This window comes from Rhodococcus oryzae, from assembly GCF_005049235.1.
GTDB classification, from domain to species: Bacteria; Actinomycetota; Actinomycetes; order Mycobacteriales; family Mycobacteriaceae; genus Rhodococcus_G; species Rhodococcus_G oryzae.
The window spans coordinates 53,879-78,734 of sequence record NZ_SUMD01000002.1; the positions used below are offsets into that span (position 1 = coordinate 53,879).

General features: G+C 66.0%; 15 protein-coding genes. 4 read left to right on the top strand and 11 right to left on the bottom strand.

What is annotated here, in order from left to right:
- Positions 1 to 5: 5 nt before the first annotated feature.
- The 4 genes from FCG67_RS03735 to FCG67_RS03750 form a co-directional block, all read right to left on the bottom strand.
- Positions 6 to 1,784 carry an Ig-like domain-containing protein gene (locus tag FCG67_RS03735; protein WP_246044817.1) on the bottom strand — a complete coding sequence of 593 codons (1,779 nt, stop codon included), beginning with the start codon at positions 1,782 to 1,784 and terminating at the stop codon, positions 6 to 8.
- A gap of 226 nt (positions 1,785 to 2,010) precedes the next feature.
- Positions 2,011 to 3,462: a glutamate synthase subunit beta gene (locus tag FCG67_RS03740; protein ID WP_097210720.1), complete on the bottom strand. Its 1,452-nt coding sequence runs from the start codon at positions 3,460 to 3,462 to the stop codon at positions 2,011 to 2,013.
- Complete coding sequence (gltB, locus tag FCG67_RS03745; RefSeq protein WP_136907304.1) at positions 3,455 to 8,056, bottom strand: glutamate synthase large subunit; 4,602 nt, start codon at positions 8,054 to 8,056, stop codon at positions 3,455 to 3,457. Before gltB ends, FCG67_RS03740 begins: the two co-directional genes overlap by 8 nt.
- Before the next feature lie 287 nt (positions 8,057 to 8,343).
- Positions 8,344 to 8,916, bottom strand: a complete 573-nt coding sequence (locus FCG67_RS03750; protein ID WP_136907306.1) for a TetR/AcrR family transcriptional regulator — start codon at positions 8,914 to 8,916, stop codon at positions 8,344 to 8,346.
- A 54-nt stretch (positions 8,917 to 8,970) separates the two neighbouring features.
- On the opposite strand from FCG67_RS03750, the gene FCG67_RS03755 reads away from it, so the two are divergent.
- Entirely contained in the window at positions 8,971 to 9,990 is a 1,020-nt protein-coding gene (locus FCG67_RS03755) for an FAD-dependent monooxygenase (RefSeq protein ID WP_136907308.1), read from the top strand.
- Positions 9,991 to 10,538: 548 nt separating this feature from the next.
- Here FCG67_RS03755 and FCG67_RS03760 read toward each other — a convergent pair.
- Positions 10,539 to 12,152: a hypothetical protein gene (locus FCG67_RS03760; RefSeq protein ID WP_246044818.1), complete on the bottom strand. Its 1,614-nt coding sequence runs from the start codon at positions 12,150 to 12,152 to the stop codon at positions 10,539 to 10,541.
- A gap of 164 nt (positions 12,153 to 12,316) precedes the next feature.
- Positions 12,317 to 13,021, bottom strand: a complete 705-nt coding sequence (locus tag FCG67_RS24880; protein ID WP_169310437.1) for a site-specific integrase — start codon at positions 13,019 to 13,021, stop codon at positions 12,317 to 12,319.
- Between the two features lie 758 nt (positions 13,022 to 13,779).
- Here FCG67_RS24880 and FCG67_RS03770 point away from each other — a divergent pair.
- Positions 13,780 to 14,025 carry a hypothetical protein gene (locus FCG67_RS03770; RefSeq protein ID WP_136907314.1) on the top strand — a complete coding sequence of 82 codons (246 nt, stop codon included), beginning with the start codon at positions 13,780 to 13,782 and terminating at the stop codon, positions 14,023 to 14,025.
- Positions 14,026 to 14,249: 224 nt separating this feature from the next.
- Positions 14,250 to 15,668 carry a CCHC-type zinc finger protein gene (locus FCG67_RS03775; protein WP_136907316.1) on the top strand — a complete coding sequence of 473 codons (1,419 nt, stop codon included), beginning with the start codon at positions 14,250 to 14,252 and terminating at the stop codon, positions 15,666 to 15,668.
- A 263-nt stretch (positions 15,669 to 15,931) separates the two neighbouring features.
- On the opposite strand, the gene FCG67_RS03780 is transcribed toward FCG67_RS03775, so the two are convergent.
- From FCG67_RS03780 to FCG67_RS03795, 4 genes are all read right to left on the bottom strand, one after another.
- On the bottom strand, positions 15,932 to 16,489 hold the full coding sequence (locus FCG67_RS03780) for a hypothetical protein (protein ID WP_136907318.1): 558 nt from the start codon (positions 16,487 to 16,489) through the stop codon (positions 15,932 to 15,934).
- Between the two features lie 60 nt (positions 16,490 to 16,549).
- A complete protein-coding gene (locus FCG67_RS03785; protein WP_136907320.1) occupies positions 16,550 to 17,308 on the bottom strand; it encodes a hypothetical protein in 759 nt (252 codons plus the stop codon).
- Between the two features lie 140 nt (positions 17,309 to 17,448).
- The gene (locus tag FCG67_RS03790) at positions 17,449 to 19,071 is read right to left on the bottom strand and encodes a GTPase domain-containing protein (protein ID WP_246044820.1); all 1,623 of its coding nucleotides are present in this window, start codon (positions 19,069 to 19,071) and stop codon (positions 17,449 to 17,451) included.
- Positions 19,068 to 22,841 (bottom strand): GTPase, encoded by a 3,774-nt coding sequence (locus tag FCG67_RS03795; RefSeq protein ID WP_169310438.1) that lies wholly within the window; start codon positions 22,839 to 22,841, stop codon positions 19,068 to 19,070. The genes FCG67_RS03790 and FCG67_RS03795 overlap by 4 nt, the downstream gene beginning before the upstream one ends.
- 379 nt (positions 22,842 to 23,220) lie before the next feature.
- On the opposite strand from FCG67_RS03795, the gene FCG67_RS03800 reads away from it, so the two are divergent.
- Positions 23,221 to 23,568 carry a Rossmann-fold NAD(P)-binding domain-containing protein gene (locus tag FCG67_RS03800; protein WP_136907324.1) on the top strand — a complete coding sequence of 116 codons (348 nt, stop codon included), beginning with the start codon at positions 23,221 to 23,223 and terminating at the stop codon, positions 23,566 to 23,568.
- A 591-nt stretch (positions 23,569 to 24,159) separates the two neighbouring features.
- Here FCG67_RS03800 and FCG67_RS03805 read toward each other — a convergent pair.
- Entirely contained in the window at positions 24,160 to 24,588 is a 429-nt protein-coding gene (locus FCG67_RS03805; protein ID WP_136907326.1) for a restriction system modified-DNA reader domain-containing protein, read from the bottom strand.
- Between the last annotated feature and the right edge of the window lie 268 nt (positions 24,589 to 24,856).

The window sequence follows — 24,856 nt, forward strand, 5'->3', positions numbered from 1 at the left end:
ATCGGCTAGCTACCGAAGAGGCTGGACAGCGATCCGGTGTCGAGGCTGCCCGTGCCACCGGGGGTCCCCGCGGCCGCGACATTCACCACGGACGGACCGGAGACCGAGTCCTTGAACCCGGCGCCCCCGGTGAAGGTGGCGGTGACGCCGTAGGTGCCCTCCTCCGCGAAGGTGTGGGACATGGTGGCCACGCCGTTGACGACGGCCACCGGGCCACCGATCGGGGTGGTGCCGACCTTGAACTGCACGGTGCCGTTGGCACCCGCGGGCGCGACGGTCGCCTTGAACTGCATGGCCTGTCCGACGGCCGCGTTGCCGGTGACCGCAAGGGCCGTGGTGGTGGCCTCACGGGTGTCCGGGTCGTTCACGGTGACGGTGAAGCCGGGCGAGGTGGATCCGGTGAAGCCGGTGGTGCCGGTGAACTCGGCGACCACGTTGGCGGTGCCCGCTGCGCCGAAGGTGTGCGGCAGGATCGCGACGCCGTCACCGGTGCCAACCGGTGCGGTACCCACCTCGGTGCCGTTGACGAGGAACTTGACGGTGCCGCCGCTCGGGATCGGGTGCACGGTGGCCGACAGGTTCACCGAGGTGCCGACGACCGCGGTGACCGGCTCGAGCACGGTGGTGGTGGTGCCCCAGTCGGGGTCCTTGACGATCAGTTCGGCGGGCGGAGACACCGAGTCGGTGAATCCGGCGGTGCCGGTGAAGACGCCCACGAAGCTGTGGGTGCCCGCCTCGTCGAACTTGCGGGTGATCGAGGCCGTGCCGTTGACCACGGGAACCGGCTCACCGACGTTGGTCGCGCCGTCCTTGAACTGCACGGTGCCGACCGCGGTCGCGGGGGTGACCGTCGCGGTGACCTGGACGTCGTCGCCGACCAGCGCGGTGGCCGCCACCTGGATCGCGGTCGAGGTGTCGGCGGTGACGTCGACGGTCTTCACCCCGGAGGTCGAGTCATGGAAGCCCGGTCCCGCGGTGAACACGGCCGAGATGCTATGTGCGCCAACCGAATCAAACGTGTGTGACAGGGTCGCATTGCCGTTGGCCACGCCGACGGGGCCGCCGATGTTCGCGGCACCGTCCTTGAACTGCACGGTGCCGACCGCATTGGCCGGCCCGACGTTCGCGGTGAGGTCGACCGGGGTGCCGGTCTTGGCGGTCGCCGGGACCTGCAGGTCGGTGGTGGTGTTGACAGCGGGGTCGACGACACGCACCCACGCGCCGGCCGGGTTGGCGCCCGACTGCGTGCTGAACGCGAAGACGTCGAACACGAAGCCGGCGTTGTAGTCACCGAAGGGCTGGGTCGTGGGGATCTTGTAGGTGACGTCGAAGTTCACGTTGTCGAGGTAGCCCTTGTTGCCCAGGATCGGCACCGAGTTGCAACCGCCCCCGGAACACGTCGCCTTGACGCCCGCGGCGCCCTCGTTGGTGACGGTCGACTGCTTGCTCACCGTGTGCGAGAGGTACTCGAAACCGGCGGGCTGGATCTGCCGGATCGCGGTCATGTACCGGCCGATGCCTGCGGTCTTCCAGATCTTGGCGGTGTAGGTCACGGTGTCGCCCGGGTGGACGATGTTGACACCCGGCGTTGCGGGGTTGACCGCGGTCCCGTTCACGGCGGTCAGGCCGAGGTTCCATCGCAGGTTGTCGGCCGACTGGTCGCCCGACGAGGCCGGCGGCGGCGGATCGGCGGCGGCGGTGACGGCTCCGCCGAGCAGCAGTCCCATCGCGGCTGTTGCCGCGACGATCGGTGTCGCAAGGCGACGGGTCATGGACAAGAGCACGGTTACCTCCTGAACGGCCCACCGAAGTGGGTTGCAGTGGCGTGACTCACATCACAGAATCGCCGGAAGCCTAACCGTCACAAAACGGATACGTACCCGCTTTTCTGAACATTCGTCCATATGACCGACAGGCCGGGAAATCACCCCGTTACGCAGCGAACCCGCCGCCCCGAGCTGTCGGGACGGCGGGTTCGCCGTTCAGTTGTCGGCCGTTACCGGCCCGTGATCATCGCTGCGGTGCCGCCGTGGGAACGATCGGCGACGGCAGCGCGGTCTCGCCCTCGAGGAACTTGTCGACGGCGGCCGCGCAGGCGCGACCCTCCGCGATGGCCCACACGATGAGCGACTGGCCGCGGCCCATGTCACCGGCCACGAACACGCCGTCCACGCTGGTCGCCCACTCGCCGGAACGGGTCACGTTGCCGCGCTCGTTCAGGTCGACGCCCAGGTCCGTCAGCAGGCCCGGCTTCTCCGGTCCGACGAAGCCCATCGCCAGCAGAACCAGGTCGGCCTCGAGCTCGAAGTCGGTGCCCTCCTGCTTCTCGAAGCGGCCGCCGACCATCTTGACCTCGTGCGCCCTGAGGCCGGTGACCTTGCCGTCCACTCCGGAGAACTGCTCGGTGTTCACCGCGAACACCCGCTCGCCGCCCTCCTCGTGTGCCGAGGAGACCCGGTACATGAGCGGGTACGTCGGCCACGGGGTGGAGTCCGCGCGGGCCTCCGGCGGACGCGGCATGATCTCGAACTGGTGCACCAGCTCCGCGCCCTGGCGCAGCGAGGTGCCCAGGCAGTCGGCGCCGGTGTCGCCGCCACCGATGATGACGACCTTCTTGCCCTCCGCGGTGATCGACGGTGCGTCCGCATCGCCGAGCTGCACGCGGTTGGCGATCGGCAGGAACTCCATCGCCTGATGGATGCCGTCCAGCTCGCGGCCGGGGATCGGCAGGTCGCGCGCCTCGGTTGCGCCGCCGGCCAGCACCACGGCGTCGAAGTCCGCGCGCAGCTGATCCGCCGAGATGTCCACGCCGACATTGACTCCCGGGCGGAAGATGGTGCCCTCGGACTCCATCTGGACGAGGCGCCGGTCGATGTGGCGCTTCTCCATCTTGAACTCGGGGATGCCGTAGCGGAGCAGACCACCGATGCGGTCGGCCCGCTCGAACACGGTCACGGTGTGACCGGCCCTGGTGAGCTGCTGCGCCGCGGCCAGGCCGGCGGGCCCGGAACCGACGATCGCGATCTTCTTACCGGTCAGGCTGGACGGCCGCACCGGCTTGACCCAGCCCTCGTCGAAGGCGCGGTCGATGATCTCGACCTCGACCTGCTTGATGGTGACCGGATCCTGGTTGATGCCGAGCACGCAGGACGCCTCGCAGGGCGCCGGGCACAACCGACCGGTGAACTCCGGGAAGTTGTTGGTCGCGTGCAAACGGTCGATGCTGTCGCGCCAGCGATCCTTGTGCACCAGGTCGTTCCACTCGGGAATCAGATTCCCGAGCGGGCAACCGTTGTGGCAGAACGGGATACCGCAGTCCATGCATCGGCTGGCCTGGGTGCGGAGGGTCTTCGAATCGAAGTCCTCGTACACCTCCTTCCAGTCCATCAGTCGCAGCGGCACCGGCCGCCGGACCGGCAATTCGCGCGAGGTGTGCTTGAGGAAGCCGCTTGGATCACCCACGAGCTGCCTCCATGATTGCCTCGTCCACGTCAGTTCCGTTCTTCTTCGCGGTGTCGATCGCCACGAGCACCTTCTTGTAGTCGCGCGGCATCACCTTCACGAAGTGATTCACCTGCTGAGACCAATCCGAGAGGATGCGCGCGGCAACCTCGGAGCCGGTCTCGTCCCGGTGCCGTTCGATGGCACCCTTCAGCCAGCCGAAGTCCTCGTGCTCGAGGTCCTCGAGATCGACCAGTTCCGTGTTGAGGTCCTTCTCGAAGGCCTTCTCCGGGTTGTAGACGAACGCCACGCCACCGGACATGCCGGCACCGAAGTTGCGTCCGGTCGCGCCGAGCACGACCACCCGTCCACCGGTCATGTACTCGCAGGCGTGGTCGCCCACGCCCTCGACCACCGCGGTCGCGCCGGAGTTCCGGACCGCGAAACGCTCACCCGCGATGCCGCGGATCAGGGCCTCGCCGCCGGTGGCGCCGAACAGGATCACGTTGCCCGCGATGATGTTCTCCTCGGCGACGAACCCGTCGGCGGCCTGCAGCGGCGGGCGCACCACGATGCGTCCACCCGACAGTCCCTTGCCGACGAAGTCGTTGGCGTCGCCGTGCAGGCGCAACGTCATGCCCTTCGGGACGAAGGCGCCGAAGCTGTTGCCCGCGGATCCGGTGAAGGTGATGTCGATGGTGTCCTCGGGCAGGCCCGCACCGCCGTACACCTTGGTCACCTCGTGGCCGAGCATGGTGCCGACCGTCCGGTTGACGTTGGTGATCTTCGACTCGAACTTCACCGGCTGACCGCTGTCGATGGCCGCACGACTCTGTGCGATCAACTGCTGGTCGAGCGCCTTCTCGAGCCCGTGGTCCTGCGAACCGGTGCAGTACAGGTCCTGATCCATGAAGGACGACTCGGTCTTCGCCAGGATCGGCGACAGGTCGAGCTTGGATGCCTTCCAGTGCTCGAGCGCCTCGGTGGTGTCCAGCGCGTCGACCTGGCCGACCGCCTCGTTGATGGTGCGGAAGCCGAGCTCGGCGAGGAGCTCACGCACCTCCTCCGCGATGAACATGAAGAAGTTCTCCACGAACTCGGGCTTGCCCGCGAAACGCTTGCGCAGCACCGGGTTCTGGGTCGCGACGCCCACGGGGCAGGTGTCGAGGTGGCACACGCGCATCATGATGCAGCCGGAGACCACCAGCGGCGCGGTGGCGAATCCGAACTCCTCGCCACCGAGCAGCGTGGCGATGATCACGTCGCGGCCCGTCTTGAGCTGGCCGTCGACCTGCACCACGATCCGGTCGCGAAGACCGTTGAGCAGCAGCGTCTGCTGGGTCTCGGCGAGGCCGAGCTCCCACGGCGCGCCCGCGTGCTTGACCGAGGTCAGCGGGGTGGCGCCGGTGCCGCCGTCGTGACCGGAGATCAGCACCACGTCGGCGTGCGCCTTGGAGACGCCCGCGGCGACGGTGCCGACACCGATCTCGGAGACCAGCTTGACGTGGATCCGAGCTGCGGGATTCGCGTTCTTCAGGTCGTGGATCAGCTGCGCGAGATCCTCGATCGAGTAGATGTCGTGGTGCGGCGGCGGCGAGATGAGGCCGACGCCCGGGGTGGACCCGCGCACCTCGGCGACCCACGGGTACACCTTGTGCGGCGGCAGCTGGCCGCCCTCGCCTGGCTTGGCACCCTGCGCCATCTTGATCTGGATGTCGGTGCAGTTGCTGAGGTAGTGCGCGGTCACACCGAACCGGCCGGACGCGACCTGCTTGATCGCGGACCGACGCCAGTCGCCGTTCGCCTCCACCTCGAAGCGCGACGGATGCTCTCCGCCCTCACCCGAGTTGGAGCGGCCGCCGAGACGGTTCATCGCGATGGCCAGCGTCTCGTGCGCCTCGGCGGAGATGGAGCCGTAGCTCATCGCACCGGTCGAGAAGCGCTTGACGATCTCGGAGGCGGGCTCCACCTCGTCGATCGAGATCGGCTGGCGCACACCGCTCTTGAACTTGAACAGGCCACGCAGGGAAGCCAGGCGCTCCGACTGGTCGTCGACGAGCTTGGTGTACTCCTTGAAGATCGAGTACTGGCCGGTACGGGTGGCGTGCTGGAGCTTGAACACCGTGTCCGGGTTGAACAGGTGGTACTCGCCCTCGCGACGCCACTGGTACTCGCCGCCCACCTCGAGCTCGCGGTGCGCGCGCTCCTCGGGACGGTTCAGGTACGCGGCCGCGTGCCGGATGGAGATGTCCGCGGCGAGCTCGTCGAGGCCGATACCGCCGAGGCTGGAGTTCAGCCCGGTGAAGTACTCGTCCACCAGCTCCTGCGACAGGCCGATCACCTGGAACAGCTGCGCGCCGGTGTAGGAGGCGAGCGTGGAGATGCCCATCTTGGACATCACCTTCAGCACGCCCTTGCCCGCGGCCTTGATGTAGTTCTTGACCGCGTCCTCGAAGGCGATGCCGGTGAGGTCGCCGCCCTCGATCATGTCCTCGATCGTCTCGAAGGCCATGTACGGGTTGATGGCCGCGGCGCCGAAGCCGACGAGCGTGGCCATGTGGTGCACCTCGCGGGCGTCACCGGTCTCGATGACAAGTCCGACCTTGGTGCGCGAGCGCTCCCGGACCAGGTGGTGGTGCACGGCCGAGGTCAGCAGCAGCGACGGGATCGGGGCGAACGTCTCGTTCGAGTTCCGGTCGGAGAGCACGATGATCCGGGCCCCGCCCGCGATCGCCTCGGACACCTGGTGACGGATGTCGTCGAGCGCCTTGCGCAGGCCCTTGCCGCCGTCGGCGACCCGGTACAGGCCGGGCACGACCACCGAACGCAGGCCGGGGAAGTCACCGTCGTCGTTGACGTGGACCAGCTTGGCGAGGTCGTCGTTGTTCAGGATCGGCTGCGGCAGCGCCAGCAGGCGGCAGGACGCCGGGCCCGGGTGGAGCAGGTCGCCCTCCGGTCCCATGCTGCCGCCGAGGCTGGTGACGACCTCTTCGCGGATCGCGTCCAGCGGCGGGTTGGTCACCTGCGCGAACAGCTGCGAGAAGTAGTCGAACAGCAGGCGCGGGCGGGCCGACAGGACCGCGATCGGGGTGTCGGTGCCCATCGAACCGAGTGCCTCACCGCCGGTCTTGGCCATCGGCGCGATGAGGACGTTCAGTTCCTCGTTGGTGTACCCGAACATCTGCTGACGGATCAGCACCCGCTCGTGGTTCATGTGCACGTGGTCGCGCTCGGGCAGGTCGGCCATGTGGACGAGCCCGGCGTCGAGCCACTCCTGGTAGGGGTGCTCGGCCGCCAGCTCCGACTTGATCTCGTCGTCGCTGATGATCCGGCCCTGCGCGGTGTCGACCAGGAACATCCGGCCCGGCTGCAGGCGGACCTTCTTGATCACCTTGGCGGGATCGATGTCGAGGACGCCGACCTCGGAGGCCATCACGACCAGTCCGTCGTCGGTCACCCAGATGCGGCTCGGGCGCAGACCGTTGCGGTCCAGCACGGCGCCGATGACGGTGCCGTCGGTGAAGCACACCGAGGCGGGTCCGTCCCAGGGCTCCATCAGCGTGGAGTGGTACTCGTAGAACGCCCGGCGGGCCGGGTCCATGCTCTCGTGCCGCTCCCACGCCTCGGGGATCATCATCAGCACCGAGTGCGGGAGGCTGCGGCCACCGAGATGCAGCATCTCGAGCACCTCGTCGAAGCGCGCGGTGTCGCTGGCACCCGGGGTGCAGATCGGGAAGATCTTCTCGAGCGCGCCTGCACCGAACACATCGGACTCGATGAGCGACTCGCGAGCGCGCATCCAGTTCTCGTTGCCGGTGACGGTGTTGATCTCACCGTTGTGCGCGACGCGCCGGAACGGGTGCGCCAGCGGCCACGACGGGAAGGTGTTGGTGGAGAAGCGCGAGTGCACGAGGCCGAGCGCCGACTCCATCCGCTCGTCCTGGAGGTCCAGGTAGAAGCTCTTGAGCTGCGGCGTGGTGAGCATGCCCTTGTAGACGATGGTCTGGCCGGACAGGCTCGGGAAGTACACCGACTCCCGGCCAGGGCCGTCCGCGCCCGCCCCGCCGTCGCCGAGCTCGTGCTCGACGCGCTTGCGGACCACGTAGGCGCGCCGCTCCAGGGCCATGCCGGTGACCGACGCGTCGGCCGCCACGACGAAGACCTGCCGGAACGTCGGCATCGCGTCGCGCGCCATCGCACCGAGCGAGGAGTCGTCGGTCGGGACTTCGCGCCAGCCGAGGACCGTCAGGCCCTCCTCTGCGGCGATCTTCTCGACGCCCGCGGCGGCCTCGTCGGCGGCCGCGGCGGCCTGCGGGAGGAACCCGATACCGGTCGCGTAGGCACCCTCGGCGGGCAGGTCGAAGTCGACGACCGCGCGCAGGAACGAGTCCGGGACCTGCAGCATGATGCCCGCGCCGTCGCCGGTGTTCGGCTCGGAACCGGCAGCACCACGGTGTTCGAGGTTCACCAGCGCGGTGATGGCCTTCTCGACGATGTCGCGGCTGCGCCGCCCGTGCATGTCGACGACGAACGCGACACCACAGGCGTCGTGCTCGTTCGCGGGGTCATAGAGGCCCTGGGGTCCGGGAGACCTGTGGCCTGGAAATTGCTTCATACCTAGCCTTCGTGTGCGTCAGATGCACAGACGACCAGCAACGCTGATGGCCATCACGTGGCAATACAAAGCGCCGACGCAACACTGGGCCGGCGCGCCCATTCAGCTGCGGCGGCAGACGGTGACCGGGATGTGTCCCCGCCTCCGCCGACGTGGCTGAGTGACTATCTGGACGGTTGTGTGTCCAGCATGTTCCGAACACGATAATTCAGCACCCCCGTTGAGCGCCAACTTAGGTTAGCCTTTTTGGCCGCCTGACCAGTGCATAGGTCGGGAATCCCCGGGGCTCAGGGGCAGCCGGAATCCGCCCCGAACAGGGCCCGCGCGAGCGTCTCGATCTCGCCTGAGGGATCGAATTGTGCTGCGGGCGTTGACAACTGATGCAGGATCATCCCGTCCACGTAGTCCGCCAGGATTCGGCACTCGCGCTCCGGCTCGGCCGCACCGAGCCCCGCGAGCAGGCCGGTCGCCCAGGAGAGGAGCTCGCCCCTGGCCCGGCCGAGCGGGGCGGCCAGCGCCGGCTCCGCCACCGCGGCGACGACCAGTGCGTACCGAGCGGCGGTCCGAATCCGGTCCGGTCCGGTGGCCGACCGGACGAACGCGGCCATCCCGTCGACGAACTCGTCCACCGAGGCCGGCGTGGGCACCGCCGCGAGCGCGCTCCAGTCCTCGCGATCGCGCTCGACGAGACGGTGCATGACCGCCTCCAGCAGCGATTCCCTGGTCCGGAAGTAGTTCGAGGTGGAGCCCTGCGGGATGCCGGCGACCTCGTCCACGGCCCGGTGCGTGAGCCCACGCAGGCCGCGCGTGCCGAGCACCTCGATGGCGGCGTCGAGGACGCGCTCACGCTTACCGGACATGCCGCGACACTACAACAGTAGTATCGCTACTACATCCGTAGTAGCGTGTCAGGCATGAGGGGAACAGCAACCGTCGTCGGCGGCGGCATCGGCGGACTCACGGCCGCGAACTACCTGATCCGGGCCGGATGGGAGGTTCGGGTGCACGAGCGCGCCGACACGCTGCCCGACACCGGCACCGCGCTCGGCCTGTGGCCGCAGGCGCTCGCCGCCCTCGACGCGATCGGACTCGGCGACCGGGTCCGGGAGCTCGGCGTCTCGCAGTCGTCCGGCGCCCTGCTCCGCTCGGACGGCACCGCCATCGCCCGCGTCACGGTGCGGGGCGGGTCCACCACCCTGCTGTCGCGGCCCGCGCTGCTGACCACCCTGGCCGCGCCCCTCGGTCCGGGAGTGCTGCGCTACGACACCACCGGGGACCGGTGCGGCGACGGGGCCGACGTCGTGATCGCCGCGGACGGCATCAACAGCCGGATCCGGGACGCGGTGTTAGGCGAGCGTTACCGCCCCCGCCCGCTCGGGATGGCCGCCTGGCGGGGCTGGGTGTCCGGCACCGCCGACAGCTCCGCCGAGACCTGGGGCGACGGCGCACTCTTCGGGATCAGCCCACGCGACGGTGGCCTGACGAACTTCTTCGCCGCGGTCCGCGTCGAACCCGACGCGGTCGACGGCGGAGCCGCCTTCCTGCGCGAGCGCTTCGGCGGCTGGCACTCCGAGGTCCGGACGATCCTCGATCGACTCGACCCCGCCACGCTGCTCCACCACGACCTCTACGAGAGCCCGCCGCTGCCCTCGTACGTACGGGGCAACGTGGCCCTGATCGGCGACGCGGCACACGCGATGGCACCGAACCTGGGCCGCGGGGCGTGCGAGGCGATGATCGACGCGGTGGCCCTCGGCAGAGCGCTGACGGAGAGCGCGGACGTGCCCGAGGCCCTGCGTCGTTACGACCGGTGCCGTCGACGGCCCACCCGTGCGCTGGTGCGCGCCTCGCGGACCATGGGGAGGGTGGCGACCACAACCCGGCTGACGCCGTTGCGGGATGTCGCGATCGGCCTGGTGACCAGGCTCGGATGACGCGGGACCGCGAAAAGGCCCCGAAATGACGACTGACCGCAGCGATCAAGTCAGCTGCGGTCAGTGTTGCCGGTAACCATAGCGTGACCGGATCGTGACCTCACTGGATTGTGAGCGACGTCACGAGCCTTCCCGCCTGCCACACACGTCGGGCCATATCAACCAAAAAAGAACGAGGTCACGATCTCCTCGGAGTTCGTGACCTCGTTCGTGGCAGTTCATCGAACTGCTCTGGTGAGCGGTACACGAACCCTGGCCAGCCCAGCGAACCACCACGGGCGTCCAAAGCTTTGCTCCCAGGATTCCCGAGATTATCCACAGCCCTGACCAGGACGAACACGAATCCGCACTGACCCGGAGCTCCACCGGGGTTCACCTCCCCAGCCGGCCGACACCGCGACCGCGGATACCTCGCTGACAGCGCAGGCAGCGAATCGGCCATATTCGAATGCATGTACTAACGATTGTCCCGGGGATTTCCTGCGCCCGCACACACGCCGAGGGGGCGATCGGCCTGGGCCGATCGCCCCCTCGGAGCGCTTGTTGTGTCAGGTTCGGGGTGGCGTCCTGGTCGGATCGTGCCCGAGGTCCCGAGTGAGTTGGCGCATACGGATGTCGATCGACTCCTCGCGCTGTGAGATTTCTCCTATACTGCGTCCTTGCGCGGTCCGGTTGGCGGCGGCGAACGTCAGCGCGATGATCAGTTTGATCATCGGCTCTCGGCGCGGTGCCCAGGTCAGAGTCTGGTAGCCCGTGACGTGCTGCGATTTCAGGATGCTGAAGCGTTGCTCCGTCAGCGACCTGGCGGCCTCGTAGTACGTTGCGTGTTCCCATGAGCCTGGCACCAGGCCGAACTGCGCCCGTTTGAACTGCTCGGCGGTCAGAGACACCGTTGTCGAGGACTTCTCGCAGCACGTGTACTGCGCCGCCGCCCAAGTCGGTTCAACCAGTGGCGCGTCGACAGGTGCCGTGTCCATCGATGCCGGCTTCAGTGGGCATCGACAGCGTCCCTGCACCGCCGGGCAGACAACGTCGATCTTGACGACCTTGTCTGGCGCCGGATCGCCAAGCCTCGGCCGCCCCCGTGTCGGGCGAGCGAGCTTGGGACGTGAGTTCGTGCCCATCAACAAAGGCAGGACGTTGGCCAGTCGCCGATCGTGCCTGCGGAACCCGTCGCCGTCCAGGAGATCGAGTGTGCGGTGAACGAGACCGCCTTTGAGCTTCGGCATTGCCGCCGGGCAGTAGAAGGCCCCGTATCCCTGCACCGGACCTGGCAACTGCTCGGACGGCGCCCCGAGAGCATTCGCCGACGGTAGGACCATCCCCCAGTGCTTCGGGTACCGCGAGACATGCGCGTACTCCCGATCGAGCATCAACCGGGCGAAGTCGTTCGCGGCGATGTATCCCATGTCGGTGGTCAGCAGTGGCCAGGCATGACGCCCACCACGTCGGCAGTCGAAGCCGTTGCGGATGTGGTGCGCGAGTGCGTGAGCCAACCCGGCCACGTCTGCCGCGTTCGGGAAGTGGATGTCGATCGCCGTGATCACCGGGGTCACCGAGTGCAGGGCGTGGCGGGGACCGACCCGCGTCAACGCCGTAACACCGACGCTGAAGCCTGCTTTGTGGGTCTCGATGATCGTCGCACCGGTGCTGTCCACCTTCTTCCTGCTCTGGACGTGGTAATTGCCGAGGTACGCAGCGCCCCGGTTCTTGTCGGGTCGACTGCCCAGGCCGGCGGACGGGCCGGCCAGTCGGATGATCGTCTCGTCGGCCACCACGTCCCCCACACAACCCTCGGGTCGGGGTTCAATGATGCTGCCGGCGACGATCCTGTTGATCACAGTCCTCGCCCGCTCGAGCCCTACGGCGCTTCTGGCGCGTTGCTTGGCGGTGCGGCCGCTGAGTTGTCGACGGTGCGCCGCGTTGGTGATCCGCCTGGCGGGTAGGTCTGGCCCGGAGTCGAGTGGTTCCAGACGGTCGGTCAGCCACTTCTGGAAGACCTTGTACTCACGCCGCCAACGCCCCAGAACCACCGACAGGTCCTCGCCGGCCATCCCGACCGCAGCCAACTGGGGCTCGGTGAAGTTCGCTATGGCAGAAAGGATCTGCTTGATACTGACCGTCCGCCCCAGTATCAGCAAGGTCAGGGCGGCGACCAGCACCGCGCGGATTGTGTAGCGCGGACCCTTCGGCGTTCGGCCGCCGACGCCGCGGCTGTCCTCCCAGTACTGCTCGATGAGTCGGTCGGCGCCGCCGCGGTCGATGATGGCCAGAGCCTCACCGAAAATGGCGGCGTCAAGCTCATACTCACGAGTGATAGGTGTAATCATGGCTGCACCGCCCGCAGGTAGGTGCTCAGCACGTCGAGGTCCTCAACCACCTCGAACGCGCGCACCAGCCGCTGGAGATCCTCGAGCGACACGTCGGCAAGAGCCATGAAGATCGCGGCGGGAACGACACTCGCCAGGTCGACGACCCACCGATTGCGCAGGGCCTCGAAATCAATTGGCGGGCAACCATGTTGGCACAGGCGCTCGGAAATTCGATTCACTGCATTGCGCTCGACGTGAACACCGTCCGGAGCCAGCACAAACGCGTCCGCGCGTTTCCCGTCACACACCTTCAGTAGCCGCATCGCTTTGCCGTCGTCGACGATCGGTACCCGTCGCACTCGACCCCTGTACGAGCTGACGGCGACGACCACGACGACGACGCCACCCGGAAGCTCCAGTGGGGTGATGTCACCGAATCGCAATCGTCGCAGCTCGGCTGCACGCAGTCCGGCCCCGGTGACCAGATCGAGCACGACTTGCGCGCGGCGCGTGAAGTAGCTGTCCCGCTGAGCCCACGCGTACGCGTTGGTCTGGTCGTCGAGTGAGGCGACGCGAAGCTCCGCACCCTTGACCACCCCCGGCCACCGGCGCAGCTGCCGGATCTCGACGAGCGAACGACGACGAAGCGGCGGAAACAATGTCGGGTGCACGACACGGCCGGCGGCCGTCAGGTATGCGCGATAGGTCGGGATCGACACCGGTGACCAGCCCCGTGGGTTCATCGCCAAAACTCGCTCGAGCTCGCGTGGCATCAGCGCCTTCTCGACGCTGACGTGTCCACGATCGTCCGCATCGAGTTGGAGGACCGCAGCCAGCGCGGTGACCGCGTCTCGGTCCGCTGCCGGCGTCTGTGCCGGTGTGCGCACCCAGAGTGCGATGGCGACCGCAACAGCCTGCTCGGTGTGCGGCGAGGGCGGGAGCACGCGCTCCTGCCCGGCGAGCAGAGCGGCGCGCTCGCGGTGTGCATCGTCGACCCCGGTCCAGAGCCTGTTCTCTGCCGGCGTGGCGAAGTCCGCTGAGGACCCGACGCCGTCGTCAGTGCGACTGCTGCAGACGCGTTGCATGGCAGCCGTCGGCACAGCTCGCTCGACAGGTGGGGCGGACTTCATGGCTACATGACGGCCCATCAGAGACCACCGCCGAACACGCCGGCCCGTGCAGGGTTGACATCGCCGTTCAGGCACGATGAAATAGACACAACAAAGCTCCTTTGACAGAGGGAATTTGTTAGGACAGCGGTTCGAGCCGCTGAACGAAGTTTCGAGGAAACAAGCCGGGTTGGCGCCCGGCTTTTTCCATTTCTAGGGCATGCCGATTACATGTCGCCCACCCCCTTCGCGGACTCTCCGGCCGACGGCGGCGTCGACGATGAATCGCCGGTTGGGTGGAGGGGGTTCCGCTGCCCGAACTCGCTGATCGCCTGACCGGCGACCGAGCTGAGGGTGCGTTCCCGCAGATGAGCGAGCTCGAAAAGCATTGCGGCGGTGCGTGCGGGGAGTCTGAGCTCAACCCGGACGACCTCGTCAGGGGCGACAGTTCGGGTCACATGCCGCCCGAAGCGAGCGGCCCTGATCTCGATCATCTGACGTCAACCCTTCCTGTACTCGACAAACAAAGTGAGTATTCAGTTATCGGGTTGACGTCCGATAACGAGCACCATACCGGCTGGAACCGGTTGAAGACAAGAGTTGAATCACGTTGATGTAATTTGATGGTTCATTCGATACGAATTGCACTGCAGCATGATTCACTACACGCTGACCAATCCCTGGATTCATGAACACCCACGCACGGACATGATCGGTGCGGAACGAGTCCGAGGTGAGCGCACCGGGCGGGCTGCACTGCCTGCGATCATCGCTCGGCAGAGGTGGTGCCGCCCAGCGTGTGCCCATGCCCGCAGGCGCGAGTGATCGGAGAGCACGAATGACGACATCCGAACCATCGGCCGAGTCAGACGCTGCGGCACTTGAATCCGCGTTGTCGATGCTGGACCCGCGGTATGCCCGCTACGGCGGGATCGGGCTCGAACTCGATGACGATGGACTGCGATTCCGGGTGTGGGGTTCAGTGGAAACCGGTGGCACCGACTACCGATCGGTCGGCATCGGCGACCAGATCTACACCAGCGATCAACCCGAACGTCGGCTCGAGTCGGGCCCAGTGTTCTCAAGCACAGACGCCCTGCTGAGCTACCTCGACCCGGACTCTGCTGATCCGGCCGGTGGTGACGCCGACTCGAACGAACACCGGGACAGTCTCGGAGAGCGAAACCGGCGAGACGTTGCGCAGAACTGGCCGCAGGCCGTGCGGGACATCATTGTCGGGCATGCCGAGAGGCTGGCCGAGGACGCCACCCGAATCCTGCTCCGACGTCCGCCACTGACCGAGCGTGCGTGCACGGACTGCGCCGGGACCGGACAGGTTCTGGGCGAATGCATGTGCATACATCTGGGTGCGCCGGGGATCATCGACCTCGACGCGGCGACCGCTGAACCGGTGGGTACGTACGAGCCGAATCAGGACTGCTCGACCTGCGCCGGCACCGGCCACTACCACCGTCACTGCTACGACTGCGGCGGCACGGGCGTGCTGGCCGGCCCGATCCCGACGACCATCACCATCGCGGGCGGCGCCCTCATCGTGATCGACGGCCAGCCAGCGGCTCTGGCCCACCGGATCCCCGTCACTGCGCGGTGCAGTTTCGGGCCCCGTGAAGTGGTCGTCCGGTGGAGCGTCGACTCGAAGAGCATCATCGATCAGGCGCTCACCGCTGCGGGCCTCGACCCACAGCGAATCGTCGTGCGGAACAACAATCTTCACGAGTTGGAGATCCCCCGGTGGGCTGCTGGCATCGCCGCGTTCCGTGCCGTCGTCGAGGACGGACGAATTGAGAAGGACCCGCCGTCGGACGCATCACTGGAACAGGATGCGATGGGATCCGGTCTCGGCTGGTTCGCGCTCATGCCGACAGCCGAGCACATCGCCACCGGCATCGAAGCGAGCCTGCTCGCGGACTACCGCACCTTGCTGCCGGGGACGCTGCCCCTCAACCTCCGAGGTGACGTGGCCGCGCGAATCGGCGTAGACCTCGACGCACGTGGTGTGCCTGTATCGCGTGCGCTGTCGTTCGAGTCGATGCCAACGATCCGGCAACTGCTCATCGACGTCGCCGAGTCGGCCGCCGCCCGCGGCCTGCACGCGGTGCTCACGATGGATTTCATCGCCACCGGCGAATGGGGTCCCGCCGTAACACTTCTCGACTCAGACCTGACTCTCGTCGCGAAGGGGACCACCTCCTACACAATCGAACACGCCCTCCTTTCCTGCCTTGACGGCCTCTGATCCGCAATGAAGGGAACTGCTCCAGTTCAGTTGATTCGTCAGCCAATCCGGGGAGTCCCTTCCTGGGCGGGCAGTACCAGACAGCTGGACAAGCCTGCGGCTTCCTTCGCCGGACAGCGGCGAATTACGGTGGGGCGCGGACGGCCCTTTCCTTCGGCGGGCGAGTTGGTGGTGCTTCTCTTCCTGCCACCGAAGGCCCCGTCCGCTGTCTGCGGCCCGGTCTTTCGCCGGTATCTACAACGTTATGACCTGCAACAACTAGGCTATGTGATTGGATCAGGGCAACGCCCCGTCGCTGCACCGATGGAGTTGATCTCAGCATTCGAGCGTGGGTCTCCCGCATAATTGATCTGGTTTGTGCAGCGGTCGTCGGGTATTGGGGGCGCGGCATTCGGATCCGGCATCGTTGCGCCGTTAGGGTACGTGCACTTGACCCCGTCGCAGGTCGGGGTGTTGGCCGCTGCCTCGTCCCGACCAGCCTTATCGTGCGCAGACTGACAGTAGTCCGAGTAGCCAGTTGTGGTGCCGTCCGACCAGTAGGTGATGATCGGGCCCATCCCCGCTTGGCAGTCAACGATGTAGGGCTCTTCCTCGACGACGGAGTGGTTGGGTTCGGTGAGGACCTGCTCCGATTCGACTAGGGCCGGTACCGGTTCCACTACTAGGGGTGGCTCAGGGTCGGACGCTTCGGGTTCTGTCACTGTCGGCGATGCTGAGGACACGGTGCTCAGGTCGGCCGGTGTGGGCGAGTCGCTCTGGCCGCAGCCGGCCAGTAGAATCACCGAGGCGAACAGCGCCGTCACGAGACGTGCTGTCTTCATGATCGATATACCGTCTTTTCGGACAGTGGCGTTACGACCGAGTAGGGGTGGGGTCGACAGCTAGCGCGACAACCGCAAGACAGCTCGCTGCAGGAGATCGTCGTCATTGCCGCCACGCCACGACACAACTTCGACCGGAACGGCATGGTCCATACTGTTGAACTCCATGGCCCAGGGCGGCACCGTCGTGTCCGAAATCGCGAGAATCGGCTGGCCACTTCTTGCGGCCTCTTCCGCGATGAGCTCGAGGTCGACCAGGCTCCAGAGGTGGTGAAGTACTTCGACATCAATATCGTGGCCATTCACGACCAACTGGAAGTCGGGCCTTCGACCCCTGTCCCAGACAGGTTCCCTCAGCACGGACTTCTGGCCGAAGATCCGATCAAGCGCCTCGCCGACTCTCTGTGCGTAGCGGACCTCTCGTACAAATGGTCGGTGCTCCACAGAAGGGTCGATCATGATTGCGACGTCGACTAGCGCTTCGACGTCCCTTTCTGGCTGGCCCGCGGCCCGGACTGCCTCCGCCTTGTCGACAACTTCATTGGCTGCGCGTAGGTCGAACTCGGCAACCTGGTCGCCTGACCCGATTCGCTTCAGCGCGGTTCCTTGGATTCCAATCAGGAGGAAGGCAACCCCGGCGACGAGAAGGGCGGCGGTACCGGCCTGATTGTCAGTGACGAAGACCGCGACGCCGCCTGCCACACTGCCCGTCACGCCGGCGAGCGCGGCGGCCGTCCGTTCCCAGCGATTGAGGGGCGCCGGGTCACCAGCGGACCTCGGCTTGATCTGGCCGGCGTTCGGCTCAACTGGCGCAGTCACCCCTCGTCGATTCCCTTCTTGCGCAAGCCGACCGGGCCACCAGACATCCTGAGTTCCCCATGAGCCGAGAATCCCCAACCCTACATTGGGCGGTTGGCCATATCCGCCCAATGGCCGAATGGCCACCCGCCGGCGACGAGCTAATGCTCCTGCGCCGACACCGCTCCTTTCAACGTCAGGCTTTTGCCCTCCGCGATGGAATCCTGCATCTGTCCGACGAGTCGGCTAAGGCTGTCATGGAGAGCAACCTGGTTGGCGGTTTCCACATCGACAACCTCCCTTACGTCGTCAACGAATGGCTGCCAGATAGCGTTTGCGCGCGCTGTGCAGTCATCGACGAACTGTTGAAGGTCTCCCCTCGCCACCGGCATGCCGTTGCCTTGCGTGGCACGATCTGCTGAGCGGTCGTCCACCCATTTCGCGATGTGTACCGCCAGAGGAAGTGCGGCTTCTGCCACCCCGATGTGTCGGGTCAGTCCACCCACAGCCTTGGCACTACCTGCAGCCTTGGTCGTCAGAACTTTTGCAGACCCTGAACTCTGGCCGTCCGCAGCCTTGAGAACGCCGATCAGCATCTTGCCGACCTGTTCCATATGGGGAGCGAACTGCTCCCTCGGCTCGTTCACAGTGGGCTCCGGCTCCGCGTCAACTGATGCGACGAGGGAAGCGAAGCCTTCCCACGACGGCCGTGCTCGCTCACGACCGCCGGCCTTGGTGATTGACTGGGTCAGCCGCTGGAGGCGTGCCTCGTGCTTCGTGAACCACTGTTCGAGTTGCCGCCGGATCTCGCCCTGCACGTCCCCGGTGTACGAGCCCAACTCGGATTGCCGTACCACCTCCTCGACAAGGCCGGCGAGGCTGGCCCGGGCGGCGCGGTCGAGGGCGTCCAGTTCGGCTTCCCAACCGTCACGCCTCGCTGTGCCGGTAGCCGCGATCTCGGCACTGGACCGGTACTCCGCCAATTGTCCTTGTAGCTCGTTGAGGACAGCGTCCAAGGCGGCGCCCCAGTACCGGCGACCGGCTGCGCCTCGTAGCTCAGCCACGGATGCGCTGGAGATCGCGTAAACGGCCTCCGTGAGATCTCGCATTCCGTCCCAGTCCCGGTAGGCGTCCCATTCCCCGCGATCGATGTCGGTGTCAGGACCCGCGGTCTGGAAAGGATCCTGCGCGACAACGAAAACCGGAACGTCTGCGCCCAACTCGAATACCTCGCGGAGCTCCCTCACCTTCCGAGCACTCAACTCGCGGTACTCGTCGAGGTCGTACTCCGGGTTCACACCGGCCTCGTCGAAACGTGAGATGACAAACCACAACGATCCCGGCGGCCATCCCTCGGCCACGACTCTCTGAAGCACATCCCGCTCGGCGGTTGCCAACTGTGGTGTCAGTACCGCGATACCGATGTCGGTGAGCCCCACTGCCGACATTGCGCGCTGCGAGTTGTTCTGACCACGAACGTCGGATGCGCCGACAACGAATCCCGGGGTGTCACGGATGATGTAGCCGTCGGTATCGACCTCGTTGACTTCGAAGGTTTCGTGGCGGGCACTGATGGTGAGCCAATCTGGAACCGCCCTTCCCGAGTCGACAAGCAATCTGCGCAGCAAGGAACTCTTGCCCGCGTCGTAGGAGCCGAACAGTGTCACCACCGGGCGGACCGACGTCCCGAACGTCGCCCATTCCTTGGCATACTGCTCGGCCAACGACCCACCCGGAAGCCGTTCCAGCCAGTCCCGCACAGCATCAACATCAACCACGGTCACTCCTGACTCCCTTGCGCTTCCACCATCTCGCCTGCCGAGACAAGCAGAGAACCAACAACTTCCATCCGGGAGGCCAATTCATCGACAGCCTGCCGCGTTGCGCTCGCGTGACCCAGTTGATCAGCAAGCAGCGACTCGAGCTCCGTTTTTCTCTGTTCGAGGTAGCTCAGCGGACCGTCGATGTCATCGCCCTGCACAATCGTGTCGATCAGAACTGCTGAATACTCGTCAACGGCTTGGGCCGCCGCGACCTGTGCATCCTTGTGCTCACTGGACTTGCGGGCGTCGTTGGCCATCACTGCCACATCCACCGCAGCGCCGACAACTGCGAGTACGTTCGCAACCTTGGCGACCTTCGCCCCGCCTTTCACTGCACCCCACGGCTTGAACTTGTGGTTGAACAGTTTACCGATCGCATACACGGCGTCCCTGTTCCCGAAGGCCTTCACAAGTGGTGCTGCAGCTGCTGCCACCTGGCCCGCGCCTTCTGCCACGTCCTCGTACAGGGCGCCGCCGTCGACCTGGAACTCCTCGGCGATTCCATGGGACAACTGGAAGTCCGCCTCTCGACGCTCGCGATCAATCGCGGATACGTGCTCGCTCTGCCACTCGTCCAAGCTCCTCTTCGCTTCTTTGAGGTACCTGCTCAGTGCGTCCGTGAGCTCTGGTTCTTCGAACCAGGACACGACGAGTTGCTCCAGTGCCTCACTGTCGTTTCGGTCCATCTCGTAGATCCTGGCTTTCGCGCTCGACCCGTGACTGTCAATGATCTGGCGGGCCTCCTCTCGGAGCGATGCGCCGAGGACTGTTGCGTCATCAAGTGCTGCCTGCACAGCCGCAATGATCGGTTCCAGGACCCGCAACTCCTCCGCCGCGGCGGCGTTCTTCCGGTGCAGTCGCACTCGGTGCCGGATGAGTCCGGTGACCGCAGTGTCGAATGCAGCGGCGACAGTTGCCGAGGCCAACTGGACGTCGGGCAGGTTTGCCATCGTCTCCGTCAGTGCTGCGACACCGTCCCACAGCCTGTTCTCTGCAAAGTCCTGCGGTTCAACCGCCGCGTCGCTTCCGATGAGGCCGAACGGGTCCCCCGACAGGCAGTGGATCCTGTCACTGTCGATCTCGATGGATCGACCGGAGAAGGCTGCCCGAAGCTCGTCGCGCTTACGGTCCTGCATATTGACGTACGCGTCAGATGCGGTAATCGGATCCACGCCGAGTTCGTCACATCGATTGACGAGGAAAATCATCCGCCCACCCTTGGCGGCAATGGTGTCCGAGCCACGTGCGATCAGTTCCAGCAGGCTGGTATTCCCGACCAACAGATTTATGTGGACGACGACGAACACGAGTGCCGACTCGACGACCGCCTCCAGCGCCTGCGCGTCGTGGTCGGCATGCCCGCTCTGCAACCCAGGGGTGTCCACGAGGTCGAAACGAGGGAACTCGTGCCGGTGTGCGGCGTCGGTCGCTGGCACAGCTCGGATGTCGAGCGGCGCATTCGTGTGCTGACCGTTTTCGACGAGGATTCGGCGGATCAGCGACGACTTGCCGGAGTTGTAGTCACCGAGGACCACCAGTGTCGGATTCATCCGAGAGACCCGCGAAAATTCGTGCGCAACTTCGAGAATCGACGGATCACGCATGGCAGCGTCCTCGAGCTCTTCCCGCCATGAACGAATACGCTCTACGCGTGGTGTGTTCCACGCACCCGCGATTGCGCGTTGCAGCCTGCTCTTGTCGTGGCCGTGGCGCCCCATGTACATCGCTTGGACGGCGGAATCGATCTCTGCCGGTCTGTGTTCGGTTTCCGCGGTCGCGAGCCAGCCCTCCCCGAGCAGCGCTCCAGTCAACGCTGCGGGGGTGTCGGCCAATCGGCGCTGCGCCCGGTGCAGGACATCTGCCACCGCGGGTGTGCCCTCGATCGAGTTCGCTCCGGCTTGCACCTTGCCGATCAGTTGCTCGATCCTGCGGGACGCCTCGCGCAATTCGATTGCACCGCGTAGCGATTCCCGAACCCCGCCGGCCAGAAGCTCCCATCCCGCATCCCGACTCGCAGCTACGACGAAGTCTTCACGATCGTCGAACGTTTGGTCGACGGCACGGTTAGTATCTGCGATCGCTTGGGCTCTCGCCTTGCGTGTTCGCTCGTCTGCCTGATCACTCATTCGCTTGCCGAAGAACTGCTGCACCTGACCAGCAATTCCGACGCCCACGACCGCCACTCCAACAGCCCAACCGACAGGGTTCCAGAGGTTCATGATGACAGGTACGGCGAGGACCCCGAGTCCGACAGCGATACCTCCGCCCTGAACCACCTTGCCGAGCCCACCATTGCCTTCTGCGCCGAGGATCGAGGCCGCGCGAGCGCTGGCGGATGGGCTGTGGGTGTGATCGTGCTCAACCGCAACCTTGAGTTCGCGCTTCAGAAACGTGCCGCGGTCCGCCCAGATCGTCTGTTCGACGGCAGCGACTGCGTCCTCGTCGAAAACGGCCTCCTTGAACTCAGAATCGTCGATCGACTTGCCCTCGTCGAAGGCACTCTGAATCAACTCGTCCGCCGCCGCGCGCGCGTTGCGCCTGCAAACCGCCAGGTGTGACGAGGTGATGTAGCGGACGTAGCGGCAGAGACTGCCCTGCGCCTTGGAGGTGTACGGCCGGCCCCGCGATGCCTCGGAGAGGGCGACGAGATCCTCGTCGGCGTCGTACAACCACTTCGCTCGCTCGTCACCCTCTGGGTAACCCAGCACCGCGAACAGCGACTCGATGTTGCGCTCGAGTGCATCGGCTTCGCGTTCGATATCGACCGCGAGACTTTCCAGATCGGTGACCGTGCGTTGATACCGCCCGCGGATGTCCTCGCGGAGCGCGGCCAGGCGAAGCTCCGCACCACCTTCCGTGATGGAGGCTGCGAGCAACTGCTCGAGGGTCCCGAAGTTGGACCAGCGCGCGAGGTACTCGACCCCGAACGCATCACGTTCGTGGAGAAACTCCTTCTGGGCAGGCCCATGGAACGGTGTCGTGGCACGCGCGAACAATGCCCGCCTGCTGTGGATCGCGACGACCGGGGTGTCCGGCAGGCCGATCTGCGCCAGCTCGGTCCGGATGTTGTCCGTGTGCTGGCGAACCGATTCGGACAGGGTCTTGCGACGAGTCTCGGGAACCGTGGCGGGATGCCGCCAGCGTGGGTTGCGAACATTGAGCACCGCCACCACCGGCTTCCCGTGGTCCCGGATCCACGCGGCGATCTTCTCGAACTCCATTGCCTGCTGGCTCTGGTTGTCGAAGCACAGCAACACTATGTCGGCGATCTCGACGGCCCGGCGGGCCTTGGACTCGAGATCGTGGCGGCTCTCTGTGCGACCCCACCCGTTGATGCCTGGGGTGTCGTAGAGCCGGCAGCCACGCCACTCAACGCGGTGGACGTCGGTGGTCCAGTCGCTGACACCGGGCGACACGAACTCGCCGTCGAGCTGGCCGAACGCCGACAGCAGGGTGCTCTTCCCGACCCCGGTCCGCCCGAAGAACGCGATGTTGAACGATCCGAGCGAGTCACGCTCGCGGTCGAGGTGGCGTCGAAGGTCTCGTGGTAAACCCCGAGCGAGATCGTCGAGCTTTGCGACCAACGGCGACACCGGCTGCGGGCATGCCGCCACCCCGGCGAAGGCACTGACGAGACCGTCGACGACGTCATCCAACCGGGACAGTTCCGCTCGTCCCTGTTCAACCGCAGTACAGACTGCAGCCTCGAGTGACACCACGTCCGGGGTCATGCAACCATCCCTCCCTGTCGGCCGATGTGCGCACTCACCTGTGCTGCCGCAATATGCCATGCCACTCTGACATGGACACCGACATTGCCCGTGCGGAGGTGCCGCTGAACCTGACCTACTAGGACAGCACGGCACGTGGGCCCGGCAGCAGGTCACTCTGCGCCCGTGTACACCACCAGTTCGTCCCGCGCCCGCGTCGCGGCCACGTACAGCAACGACCGCTCGCGGCGCAGGGGACTGCCCCCAGATCAGTTGATTCGCCACCAAACCGGGGCAGCCCCAAAGTTCATGACCTGCGCTGACTGCGCCCGGATACCCAATGTCCGCTGCATAGACTTGCTGCAGGGGTGGCTTTCACAACTTGGCACGAGGAGATCCGATGGCTGCGACAACAAGGCGCGGCACCGGCCACGAGGGGCCGGCTGCCCGCCGCGTGCAACTGCATCTTGTCGCCGAGCTCACCGAGGACGACGCGGACGCCGTCCGTGCCACCGCCGATCTGTCACCCGAACAGACTGGCCGCCTGATTGAGCGGTTGATCGCGAACCACAAGATCACCCTGGCTCCGGCGCCGGCACAGACACCCGACAACGGATCCGACGCACTGCTGCCCGCGTTGACCAAACTGCTCGCCGAGGCCAACCCCGATGAGGTCGCGCGGGTCGCAGCCGCCGTGACCACCGACGACGATCTCGACGCCGCAGCGTGGGGCCCGGCTCCCAGCTAGGCCGAGGCTCTCGAGGCCGTCATAGGAGACCTCCACGACCAGTACGCTGCCCGCCAGGCCCTCGCGGACAGTGGCCTGACCTGCAAGCAAGCGGCAGCCCTGCTCGGGGTGCGGGAACAGGTGATCACCGCGAAGATCGACGAGGGCAAGCTGATCGGAATCAAGCGTGGCCGCGAGTGGCGACTGCCGGCGTGGCAGTTCGTCCCCGACAACGCTGCCGGCATCGTCCCCGGTCTGGACGCGCTGCAGAAGGTGTTCCCCGGCGGCCCGGTCAGCCTGTCGGCGTGGATGGCCACCCCCAGCGCCGAGTTCGACGGACGAACCAACCCCCCTGCAGGATGTGCTCGCGCACGGCCCCGACCGGGTGATCGCCCACGCCGCACGCCTCACGGCCGCTGCAGGGTGAAATCCCTCGGCGCCCAAAAGCTCGTCAACCAAACCTGGGCAGCCCCCGTCTACTCCTCGACCCCTGGACGGGGCGGCTCCGGATTAGTTCCTCGGCGGTGAGGTCACCACCCCTAGCCAGTGACACAGAAGATGCTTGTGTTCGGCTCGACGTGCCGCTGCGCCCCGGACCTGCGGGGACGTTCCCTACTTCCTGAACGTGTCCAGGAGTTGATTGGTGCGCTGGTGAGTCCAGGTCTTCCACCCGTTTACGTCATGTCCCACGCACGCCTTCAACGCGCCGGAGGGGGAGAAGTAGGTGTTTCCGTTGACCTGAATCCATCCGTCGTTGGTCACTGTGCCGCGAAAGCTTTCACCGTTGCGCTTGATGTAGATCAGGATGTCGTTCGGCTTGATCTTTCCGGAAGTGATGAACGGCATCAGCTCTCCGGTCCGGTTATGCAGCCTCGGGGCGGGACGGGGAACTGTCGAGTCCGACGGGCCTCCATCCGGCGGCGTCTCCTGCTTCGACCCGAGCAGCTTCCTGCGTAGAACCGAGTTGGGCGTATCTACAAACGGCACGGCCAACTGCTGCAGCAGCGCGAACACTTCGTCGTCGACCTCGATCTTGTGCATGACCCACCCCTTCACGAGCACTGCTTAAGAACTTAAGTAATACAGTGTTTAAGTTTTCAAGTCAACGGCCAGTTGCGGTGCGAGCCCCGCCTGCCGGACGGTCCAGGCCGACTCGATCAACGGCATCTCACCGTTCACGTACACCTGCGGGTGCCGGTCGACCGCGGCCCAACCCGGATCGACATTCCCGCCGGCACTTGGGCCAACATGGTTGTGATCTCGACCCTTCCCAGCGCCCTCGTGGTATCGAGCTACGTGTGGGTCGCTC

Bases quoted from the DNA above. Each gene is read 5' to 3' on its own strand.
- gltB (WP_136907304.1), bottom strand. From the start codon at position 8,056: ATGAAGCAATTTCCAGGCCACAGGTCTCCCGGACCCCAGGGCCTCTAT.
- FCG67_RS03750 (WP_136907306.1), bottom strand. From the start codon at position 8,916: ATGTCCGGTAAGCGTGAGCGCGTCCTCGACGCCGCCATCGAGGTGCTC.
- FCG67_RS03755 (WP_136907308.1), top strand. From the start codon at position 8,971: ATGAGGGGAACAGCAACCGTCGTCGGCGGCGGCATCGGCGGACTCACG.
- FCG67_RS03770 (WP_136907314.1), top strand. From the start codon at position 13,780: ATGAGCGAGCTCGAAAAGCATTGCGGCGGTGCGTGCGGGGAGTCTGAG.
- FCG67_RS03775 (WP_136907316.1), top strand. From the start codon at position 14,250: ATGACGACATCCGAACCATCGGCCGAGTCAGACGCTGCGGCACTTGAA.
- FCG67_RS03780 (WP_136907318.1), bottom strand. From the start codon at position 16,489: ATGAAGACAGCACGTCTCGTGACGGCGCTGTTCGCCTCGGTGATTCTA.
- FCG67_RS03795 (WP_169310438.1), bottom strand. From the start codon at position 22,841: ATGACCCCGGACGTGGTGTCACTCGAGGCTGCAGTCTGTACTGCGGTT.
- FCG67_RS03800 (WP_136907324.1), top strand. From the start codon at position 23,221: ATGGCTGCGACAACAAGGCGCGGCACCGGCCACGAGGGGCCGGCTGCC.
- FCG67_RS03805 (WP_136907326.1), bottom strand. From the start codon at position 24,588: ATGCACAAGATCGAGGTCGACGACGAAGTGTTCGCGCTGCTGCAGCAG.